The following is a 10,070-nucleotide window of genomic DNA, read 5'->3' on the forward strand; positions in this document are numbered from 1 at the left end:
TGAGCCGGATGCGGGGCGACTCGCACGTCCGGTTCTTAGGGGGCGGCGGCGCAGTAATGCGTCGCTGCTACCCGACCGCTTCGCATGTGCGCCAGCGGGCGCTGGCCGCGGCCCGGCATCGGTTCGCAAGCGCAGAAGGACGGCTTTGCCATTGCGGAAGCAGCGAATGCCCTGCCACACATAGAATCCCCGCAACGACTCAAAGAGGCGGCCCGCGGCTCGCCTTCCCAACCGAGGGACAAACAGATGGACCTGCGTTTCAGCGCGGCGGAACAAGCGTTCCGCGAAGAAGTTCGGAGTTTCGTGCAGGCCAGCCTGCCTGCGGATATCCGCGACAAGGTGCTGGCTCACCAGCGCGTGGAGAAGGATGACTACGTGCGCTGGCACCGTGTCCTGCACGCGCAGGGCTGGGGCGCGCCGACCTGGCCCAAGGAATGGGGCGGTACGGGCTGGAACGCGCTGCAGCGCCTGATCTTCGAGATCGAGGCGTTCCGCGCTGGCGCGCCGCGGCTGCTGCCGTTCGGCCTGACCATGATCGGCCCGGTGCTGATGAAGTACGCCAGCCAGGAGCATAAGGAACGCTTCCTGCCGCGCATTCCCACGGTGGAGGATTTCTGGTGCCAGGGCTACTCCGAGCCCGGCTCCGGCTCCGACCTGGCCTCGCTCAAGACGCGCGCCGTGCGCCAGGGCGACCGCTATATCGTCAATGGCCAGAAGACCTGGACGACCATGGCGCACTTCGCCGACTGGATCTTCTGCCTGGTGCGCACCGATACCGAGTCCAAGCCGCAGGAAGGCATCTCGATGCTGCTGATCGACATGAAGACACCGGGCGTGACGGTGCGCCCGATCGTCACGCTCGACGGCGGCCATGACGTCAACGAGGTGTGGTTCGAGGATGTGGAAGTGCCGGTGGGCAACCTGCTGGGCGAAGAGAACCGCGGCTGGACCTACGCCAAGTACCTGCTCGGCCACGAGCGCACCGGCATTGCCGGCATTGGCCACTGCAACCGCGAGCTGCGCCAGCTCAAGCACTACGCCGCGCAAGCCACCGACGGCGCCGGCCGCCCGCTGATCGACGACGTGCGCATGCGCGACAAGATCGCCCGCATCGAGATGGACATCATGGCGCTGGAAATGCTGTTGCTGCGCGTGGCCACGCAAGACGCCGGCCGCGGCCCCGGCCCCGGCCCGGAAGCCTCCATCGTCAAGATCCGCGGCTCCGAGATCCAGCAGGACCTGGCCATGCTGCAGATGGAAGTGGCTGGCCCCAATGCCTGGCCGTATTCCCCGCGCTGGCTCGAAGCCGGCGAAGCACCGCCTGCCGACGCGCCGCTGCACGCCCCGGCCTGGGCCGCGCCCGCCGCGTCCACGTACTTCGACATGCGCAAGACATCGATCTACGGCGGCACCACCGAAGTACAGAAGAACATCATCTCCAAGATGATCCTCGGTTTCTGAGAGCACAGACGGAACAAGCACAGCCATGGACTTCAACTACAGCGAAGAACAGCAGATGCTGGCGGACAGCCTGCGCCGCTTCATCGATACCGAATACACCTTCGACAAACGCCGCAAGAGCGCGCGCGGCGGCGGCAGCTTCAACCGCGCCACCTGGGCGCAGCTAGCCGAAATGGGCGTGCTCGGCCTGACCGTGCCCGGCGAATTCGGCGGCTTCGGCGAAAGCGCCGCCAGCCAGCTCGTGGTGCAGCGCGAACTGGGCCGCGGCCTGGTGCTGGAACCTGTCACACCCACGGCGGTGATGGCCACCGCCGTGCTGAGCGCCTACGGCAGCGCCGCCCAGAAAGACGAATGGCTGCCCGCCATCGCCGCCGGCGAGCGCGTGGTCACCCTCGCCTACCTGGAACCCACCACCCGCTACCGCCCCGAGACCGCACGCGCCAGCGCAGAGCGCAAGGGCGAGGGCTATGTCCTCAATGGCAACAAGAGCCTGGCCTGGCACGGCGAGGCCGCCGACGCCTTCCTGCTTACCGCGCGCATCGCCGGCAGCAATGAACTAGCCCTGTTCCTGGTGCCGAAGAGCGCCGCCGGGCTCACGGTGCGCGGCTATCCCACCATGGACAGCCTGCGCGCCGCCGACCTCACCCTGCAGAATGTCGCGGTGGACGCCAGCGCCGTGGTTGGCGACGCTGCCGACGGCCTGCCCGCCCTGCTCCACGGCATCGACCACGGCATCGCCGCGCTATGCGCCGAAGCCGCCGGCGCCATGGAAAAACTGATCGAGATCACCGCCGAATACCTGCGCACGCGACAGCAGTTCGGCAAGCCGCTAGCCGTATTCCAGGCGCTGCAGCACCGCATGGCCGACATGCTGGTACAGAAGGAACTGGCGCTTTCGATGGCCTACGTGGCAGCGCAAGCCCTGGACGAAACCGACCCCGCGCAACGCCGCCGCATGCTCAGCGCAGCCAAGGTCACGGTCGCCAAGGCCGGCCGCCTGGTCGGCCAGCAAGCCGTGCAGCTGCACGGCGGGATGGGCATGACGGATGAACTGGAGGTTGGGGACTACTTCAAGCGGCTCACGATGATCGACCCGTTGCTGGGCGACAGCGATTTCCACGTGCAACGGTATGGCGAGGTGATGACGGCGTAAAGCCCGGGCCGGGCCTATGAGCGCGGCGCTATTTAGCGAGCGCCCGCCCTCTCCCCCGGCCCCTCTCCCACAAGTGGGAGAGGGGCGCCAACCAGCGGGAGATCTTGAACATCGATTCGGTGTAGCCGTGTCTCCCGCCAGTCAGGCGGGAGACACCCACACGCGATGCGAAGCGAGCCGTGAAGGTTTGAACCTCCCGTTATGCGGCGCCTCGTCGCATCCGGGTCGCCTTCTTTGCCTACTTTCTTGGCGAGACAAGAAAGTAGGTCGCCGCCCCGAAGGGGTGGTGAAACTGCCTTTGACTTCAAGCTTTTGACGTTGAAGTTAGGCAGTTGCTGTTGCAGTTGCTGTTGCATCTGCCTTTCGACCCCCACCTACCTCAAATCACCAACTCAATAACAAACGGCCCCGGCCGAGCGTTAGCCATACTGAACAACTCAGCAAACCGCTCCATATCCTCCGCCCGAGCAGCCTCCACCCCCATCCCGTTAGCCAGCTGCACCCAGTTAAGATCCGGGTTCCCGATATCCAGCATATCGAGCGCAGTCTTGCCCGGATTGGCGCCAACACCAGCCAGCTCACCCAGCAAGATCGCATACTTCCGATTCGCCAGAATCACCACGGTAACGTCAAGCTTCTCGCGCGCCATGGTCCACAGCGATTGCAGCGTGTACATGCCCGAACCATCAGCCTGCAGCGCAACAACGCGGCGGCCAGGCGCGGCAACCGCAGCGCCAGTAGCCAGCGGCAGCCCATCGCCAATAGCACCGCCAGTGAGCTGCAGCCAGTCATGCGGCGCGGCATGCACGGTACCCGGATAAAACGCACGGCCAAAGCTCACGCTCTCTTCCACCACGATGGCCTGCTCGGGCAGCAGCGCGGTCAACGTTTGCGCCACCGCCTCGGAGGTCACCGCACCCTTGGCGATCCCACGCGGAGCGACCGAAGCCGGCACCTGCACTGACGGGGCGCCAAACTCGTCGGCAAGCCGTGCCAGGGCTTCGGCCAGGTCTTGTTCCGGACGGGCCAGCACATGGATTTCGGCGTCTTCAGGATACGGGCGGGGCGACTTGCCCGGATAGGCGAAGAAGGTCACCGGGGGCGGCGCGCCCACCAGGATGACGTTGCGGATGCCGGCCAGCTTGTCGCGCGCGACGTCGCCAGAGTATGGCACCCGATCCACGTTGAAACGGCCACGGCCGCGCGACACGCGCGCGTTGGACATCGGCGTGATCAGGCGCGCATCGGTGGCGGCGGCGATGCGGTGCGCATCGGCCAGCGGCGCTTCGCGCAGCGCGGTGCCGGCCAGCACGATCAGCGTGGGCTGGCCCGAGCGCAGCAGGCGTGCGGCTTGCTGGATGGCGTCGGGCGAGACCTTGGGCACGGGCAACGGCGCCAGCGGCACGCCCACCTTGCCGCCTGCATCCCAGCAGACATCCGAGGGCAGGATCAGGCTGGCGACCCCGCCGGGGGCGGCGCACGCGGCCTGCACCGCAGTAGCGGCGTCGGCGCCGACCGATGCGGCATCCGTGGCGGTGCGGGTCCAGACCGAGACGGGGCGCGCCCAGCCTTCGGTATCGGCCGTCAGCGGTGCGTCGAACGGACGGTGATAGGTGGCCTGGTCGCCCACGATGTTGATCACCGGCGTCTGCGCGCGGCGCGCGTTGTGCAGGTTGGCCAGGCCATTGGCAAGACCCGGGCCGCAGTGCAGCAGCGTGGCCGCCGGCTTGTCGGCCATGCGCGCGTAGCCGTCGGCCGCGCCGGTCACCACGCCTTCGAACAGACCCAGCACGCAACGCATGCCGGGAATGCGGTCGAGCGCGGCCACGAAGTGCATTTCGCTGGTGCCGGGGTTGGCAAAGCAGGTGTCCACGCCGCAGGCCAACAGCGTCTTGACCAGGCTTTCTGCGCCGTTCATTTCGCTCTGCCCGTTGTCGCCATGGGTTGCATGGCTACCTTGGTTGCGGTCGGTATTCGGCATCTCGTTCATTTCCAGTTGGCGGATTGGGGAATGGATTGGTGGTCAAGCATCAGGACTGCGCCGCCGGCGTGCCGGCCGGGCGCGGTGAGGCATAAACGGGGGCGGCGCCCACGCCGGGCGCAAGCAGGTCGAAATCCAGGCACACGAACTCGCTCGGGAATTCGATGCGCGCGTAATAGACGATCACACCGTCCACGCACGCATAGCGCCGCAACTCGGCCACCGGCGCGCCAACGGGCAAAGCCAGCCTGGCTGCCGATTCCGCGCCCGCCGCAATGATCGACAGGCGCTGCCTGGCGGCCGTGACCTTCAGTTGGGGGAAACGGTCGAGCACCGGCACCGAGGGCCCGTGGCGGAACGCTTCCGGCTCGCGAGCAAACACGCTGGCCTCGATAAAGACCTCGCCCAGCGCGAACGGGCGCTGCTCGATCCGGTGCAGGCGGCGCAGGAAGTGATAGCCCGGCGCGCGCGCCGCGGCGCAAGGCATGCCTAGCTCGTCCGGCAAAGTGACGGTGCCGTCGGACTCGGACAGTGCCTCGGTATCGAGCTGCTCGCCTACCGCCACCACCTGGTCCCAGCTTACCGGCAGCATCATGGCGCGGCGCTCGCGGCAGCCTGCCTTGACGAACGTGCCGCGCCCGCGCTCGCGGGTCAGCAGGCCTTCTTCGTCGAGCATGGAGAGCGCGTGGTGCATGGTCATGCGGGCCACGCCGAACTCGCGGCAAAGCTGCTCGAGCGACGGGATGCGCGCGCCCTGGCGCCATTCGCCACTCTCGATATGGCGGCGGAAGATCGTGGCGAGCTGAAGGTAGACCGGCTGGCGGCTGCGGGACAGGAGGTCGCTGGAGGCGGGCAAGGCGGTAAAAACAGGGTTCGGCATCATCGGCGGGAGCGGCGCAGCGACTGCGAAAGCTGGCGAGGCGCCAGCGTATTGCCGCTGGCCGGAAGTGGCTTACCGGAAGTGGCTTACTTTAATAAGGTCTACAAACCTAGACTACTAGGGTTTACTGTAGTGCCGGCGTAAAAAAACGCGGGCCGAAGCCCGCGTTTTCTTGTGTGCATCCACGCCACGGCGGCCTGTCGCCGCCCGCCCTTACGCCGCCAGCGGCTCCGCGCGGGCCGGCGCAATGACTTGCGTCAGGGCAGGCGCCGGGGTCGTTGCCTGCGGCACGGCGGGTGCCGCGAACAACCCGCGCACGGCCGCGTGGATGGCCTCTACCTGGGCCTGCTTGCGACGGTACGCCGAGCGCTTCTTGGACGGCAGCGCCATCACATCGCGGCGCGGCGGGTTGACCGGCATCTCGACATTGCCGCAAGGCATTGGCTGGCCGGCGGACTCCATCCAGAAACCCTCGTAGTCGCAACGGATCTCGCGCGGAGTGTGGCGCTGGCGACCCACGTGGTTTTTCTTGCTGACGCCCACGATACGCTGCACCCCGAGCGCGGCGGCGAAGCCAAGCAGGGCTTCCATGACCGCGTCCTTGGGACGCAGGCCTTCGCATGCCTTGGTGGATTCGCGGATCAGGTCACGGCTGTTTTCGCCCATGGGACCTTGCAGGCCCCCGACGAAGATCTCCGTGCCGCCCTTGCGCTGCGCCAGGTAGAAGCTGAGCTGGCTCAGGCAGACGCCGCTGGCTGTGTCCAGCCAATAAAAGGCCAGTTCTCCTTCCTTGGGGTTCGGCCCGGAGTCCGCCAGGCGCAAGGTATAGCGGCCGTCGCCCATCGCCCACTCGAGCCCGCCGCCCACGTAGACGCGTTCGCTCAGCGCCAACGGCACCAGCGTGCTCATGGCACGGTAGTGATCCAGCACCGTACGCATGCGCTCGCGAAAGCTCAGCCCGAATGCGCCAAGCGGGCGATACGGACGCTCGAGCAGCGAGGGCTTGGCCAGGGCTACGCGCTGCATCAGCGCGCAGGAGTCGACCGCCTGCAACCAGCTGCGCACCGCGGCAAAGCGGAATGCAGACCGGCAGATCAGCTTGAAACGCTTGAAAATCCATTTTTTGCCGCCCGGCGGGTAGCAAAACGCGGACAACGCGGTGAGCGTCGCCAGATAGCGAAAATAGAAAAAAGGCCCGAGATCGTGGAAAAATCCCCTGCCACTGAGCCCCGACAGCCATTGAAGGCTCGAGATTGGTCCTTGCACCACTTGACGCTCCCCTGTTCCCGATGCAGCAAAGCCGGTACCCGGTCTTGTGGTGCTGCGCTTACGATCAAAACCTCCGCGCCCGCCGCGTGCGGTGGCGAGTAGGCGGCCAGGCTTAGCCTGGATCACGAGGCGCACCCGGCGGCGTGGGGGGCCACCGGGCTAAATGTTTCTGCCTCGAAATATTCCGTAACGAATAGTAATACGTCAGGTTGACAGCAAATGCAGTCATTTCCCCTGGAACGCAAAAAAAAGTACCGACCGAGGCACCGAAGCATCGGTGAATCAGGCCGCCGCGCGGAAAAAGTGCAGGATGCGCTCTGTTACCCCAGCCGGTCCAGGATCAACGGTGCAGCGCGCCTGCGCGCCGTCGCTCCGTTGCGAAGTACAGGCGCGCCGGCCTGGGCCAGCGCGCTTGCGGCGCGCAGTCCGCGCTTGTCGTCATGATTGCCTTCTTCGGTTGATCCCGGCTTACCCGCATAGCCCGCATGTCGCTTGCGCGGCCTGCTTGGGTTAACCAGAAGTCGAAGGCCGAAATCACGCCTCAGTTAGCGCAAGCTTGGTGGCGGCGCGTTCACGGCAGGTAGCCCAGCAGGCGCCACCAGAAGTAGTCCAGCGGCAGCAGCACCAGCAAGGTCAGCGCGGCCAGCGCCAGGCACAAGCGGGTTCCGTCGCGCAGCCCCACGCCGCCGATCTGCATGGCGATCACGATGGGCGGCGACTGGTAGGGAAAGAACACCGTGGAGAACACGGGGACCTGCAGCATCAACACGGCTTCCAGCGACAAACCCGTGGCCTGCGCCAGCTGTTTGGCGAGCGGCGTCAGCACGGCCGGCAATCCGGGCAGCGTCGTCATGAGCCCAAGGCTCGCCCCGACCGCGCCAAGCGCGGCCACATTGGTGGCGGTATGTCCCGGCGAGAGGGGCAGCCAGCGCAACAGTGCCGCGCTGATGGCGGTCCCCAGCCCGGTGGATTCCACCACGGCGCCAAGGCCGAGAAAGCCGGCCACATAGATGAGGGGCGTGAGATGGACCTGCTCCGCCAGCATGCGCGAGGAAACCAGGCCCACGCCCGGCAGCAGGCAGACGATGCATGCCGCCAGCGAGATCCAGGCCGGCGAGACGCCGTGCAGCGTGTCGGTGGCAAACCCGGCCACGGCCAGCACCAGGATCACGGCCAGCAGCTTTTCCTGGCGGCTCGGCGCGCTCGCCTGCTCGCGCGGGAGTGCCGCGATCGGCCCGTGCTCCGGAAACATCCGGCATACCAGCCAAACCAGCATCATGGTCTTGAGCAAGCCGAGGATGGGGAAATGCAGCAAGAGGTAGCTGCCATAGCTCAGGTTGATGCCATACAGCGAGCTGGCCGCGCCCAGCAGCACGCTGTTCGGGATATTGGCCGGCAGGATGGTGGTGGGCGGCATGTAGCTGGCGGCGGCCACCGTCAGCACCATGCCGATGCGGCCGTTGGAGCCCGGTGCAAAGCCAAGCCGGTCGGCCAGCGCCAGCACGATCGGCATCAGCAGGAGCACGCGCCCGGTGGTCGAAGGCATCAGGAAGGCCAGTCCCACGGCACTCACCGCCACGGTGCCAATCACCTGGCGATAGCTGCCTACCCGGCCCCGGAAGATGATGGCCGCCAGGCGCTGCGCCAGCCCGGTCTGGCGCAAGGCCACGCCGGTTACCGCGCCGCCGAACATTAGCCACCACGCGGTGGAGGCAAAACCCGAGAACACCACGGAGGCCGGCGCCACGTGCAGCACGACGGCGCACAGGAAGAACAGCAACGTCGTAGCCGGCTCGGGCAACACGCCCAGCGCCCAGCAGCACACGGTGGATGCCACCAGCGCCGCCGCCAGCACCAGGCCATCGGGCGCGCCGGTGGCGCGGCCCACCAGCCATACCGCGGCCACGCACAGAGCGATGACCGTGGCGGCGCGCACGCTGTCCGACAGCTTGCCCACGGGCGCGGGGCCAGCTGCAGGTGGCGCCTTGGAAGCGGCAGGATTGCCGGGAAGGCTGGCCGGGGACGGCAAGCCGGGCTGACTGGTATTGCTCATGCGAACGAACTCCGTGGCGCCATGCGATGAGCGCCATCGTAGGGCGCGTCGATCTGGCCGAGTTACACTTCTCGGGCAATTTCTTACGAATGCCAGCCACACCCGAAAACCTGCGCCAAAGCCGCGCCAAGCCACATGCCACGCACCACCTACCAGCCCGTCCCGCTGACCCAGCCCACCGCCGAGCAGCCGGTCATCGTGCACCTGCGCCTGCCGCCGCCCAACGCCATCATTCGCCGCCATCGGCATGCCTGGGGGCAGGTGTCTTTCCCCTCGCGCGGCAGCATCCGCGTGACCGCGGCGGGCACCACCTGGGTGGTGCCGACCATGCGTGCGGTGTGGATTCCGCCCGATGTGGAGCACGAGGTGGTCACGCTGGGCGACGCGGCGCTGCACGCCTGCTACGTGCTGCCTGCGGCGGCGCCCCTGTCGCTCACCACCTGCGCGGTCGTGGAAGTGTCGGCACTGATGCGCAACCTGATGGCGGCGCTGACCGATGCGCCCAGCTTGTCCGCACGCCGGCGCCAGCTGAGCGCAGCCTTGCTGCTCGAGGAATTGCGGGCAGCGCCCACGCTCTGGCCGGGACTGGCCTTGCCCACCGACCGCCGCCTCAAAGCGCTGTGCGATGCCTTGATGGAGCAGCCCGGCTCGGCGCTGAGCCTGGCGCAATGGGCCGAACTGACGGGCGCCAGCGAGCGCACCCTGGCGCGGTTGTTCCGCACCGAGCTGCGCACCAGCTTTGCCGCCTGGCGCCAGCAGTTGCGCCTGGCGCACGCCGTCGATCTGATGAGCCGCGGCAAGCCGCTCGCGCACGTGGCGGCCGAAACCGGCTATGCCAATGCTGGTGCCTTTTCCACCATGTTCCGGCGCGCGCTGGGACAGGCGCCGCGCGATTTCCTGGCCACGGAGTCCCGCCATCACGGGAGGGGGCACTGAGCGAAAAGACATATCTCGCCAAAGCCATCCATTGGTCCGCTGGCGCGCAGGTGCATCCTTGCGCGATGCTCGCCGCAGCCCTGGGCATGGGCATGCCACTGCTGCTCGCCGGCGCTACCGGGCAGGTCGCGCTTGGCCAAGCCGCCGCGCTCGGCGGCCTGGGGCCGGAGAGGTGGCTTAGCTAGCCACTTGAAGCGAAGCCCGTGGTGTTTTCCAGCACGCAGGCGTGACGAGCGCCCGCCCTCTCCCCCAGCCCCTCAGCTTAGGTGTGCCCACATTTTTTGAACAACTAGCTGTTCTCCCTACACCCATCTCCACCGGACAGCTATTCATCCTG

The 10,070-nt window shown here is 67.1% G+C and carries 7 protein-coding genes; 3 read left to right on the forward strand and 4 right to left on the reverse strand.

Features of this window, described 5'->3' with window-relative positions:
* The first annotated feature begins 246 nt into the window (after positions 1–246).
* Complete coding sequence (locus tag ACGLHR_RS48490) at positions 247–1,461, forward strand: acyl-CoA dehydrogenase family protein (protein ID WP_400102861.1); 1,215 nt, start codon at positions 247–249, stop codon at positions 1,459–1,461.
* A gap of 25 nt (positions 1,462–1,486) precedes the next feature.
* Positions 1,487–2,614, forward strand: coding sequence for an acyl-CoA dehydrogenase family protein (locus ACGLHR_RS48495; protein ID WP_400102862.1), 1,128 nt, complete (start codon positions 1,487–1,489; stop codon positions 2,612–2,614).
* Between the two features lie 379 nt (positions 2,615–2,993).
* On the opposite strand, the gene ACGLHR_RS48500 is transcribed toward ACGLHR_RS48495, so the two are convergent.
* From ACGLHR_RS48500 to ACGLHR_RS48515, 4 genes are all read right to left on the reverse strand, one after another.
* Positions 2,994–4,532 carry an acetolactate synthase large subunit gene (locus tag ACGLHR_RS48500; protein ID WP_400102869.1) on the reverse strand — a complete coding sequence of 513 codons (1,539 nt, stop codon included), beginning with the start codon at positions 4,530–4,532 and terminating at the stop codon, positions 2,994–2,996.
* Positions 4,533–4,644: 112 nt separating this feature from the next.
* A complete protein-coding gene (locus ACGLHR_RS48505; protein ID WP_400102863.1) occupies positions 4,645–5,478 on the reverse strand; it encodes a GntR family transcriptional regulator in 834 nt (277 codons plus the stop codon).
* A gap of 210 nt (positions 5,479–5,688) precedes the next feature.
* The gene (locus tag ACGLHR_RS48510; RefSeq protein ID WP_400102864.1) at positions 5,689–6,744 is read right to left on the reverse strand and encodes a VirK/YbjX family protein; all 1,056 of its coding nucleotides are present in this window, start codon (positions 6,742–6,744) and stop codon (positions 5,689–5,691) included.
* Between the two features lie 571 nt (positions 6,745–7,315).
* Positions 7,316–8,797 (reverse strand): SLC13 family permease, encoded by a 1,482-nt coding sequence (locus ACGLHR_RS48515; RefSeq protein ID WP_400102865.1) that lies wholly within the window; start codon positions 8,795–8,797, stop codon positions 7,316–7,318.
* Positions 8,798–8,932: 135 nt separating this feature from the next.
* On the opposite strand from ACGLHR_RS48515, the gene ACGLHR_RS48520 reads away from it, so the two are divergent.
* On the forward strand, positions 8,933–9,733 hold the full coding sequence (locus ACGLHR_RS48520; protein WP_400102867.1) for an AraC family transcriptional regulator: 801 nt from the start codon (positions 8,933–8,935) through the stop codon (positions 9,731–9,733).
* Positions 9,734–10,070: the final 337 nt, after the last annotated feature.

The sequence above is a fragment of the Cupriavidus sp. CuC1 genome, from assembly GCF_044627735.1.
GTDB classification, from domain to species: Bacteria; Pseudomonadota; Gammaproteobacteria; order Burkholderiales; family Burkholderiaceae; genus Cupriavidus; species Cupriavidus ulmosensis.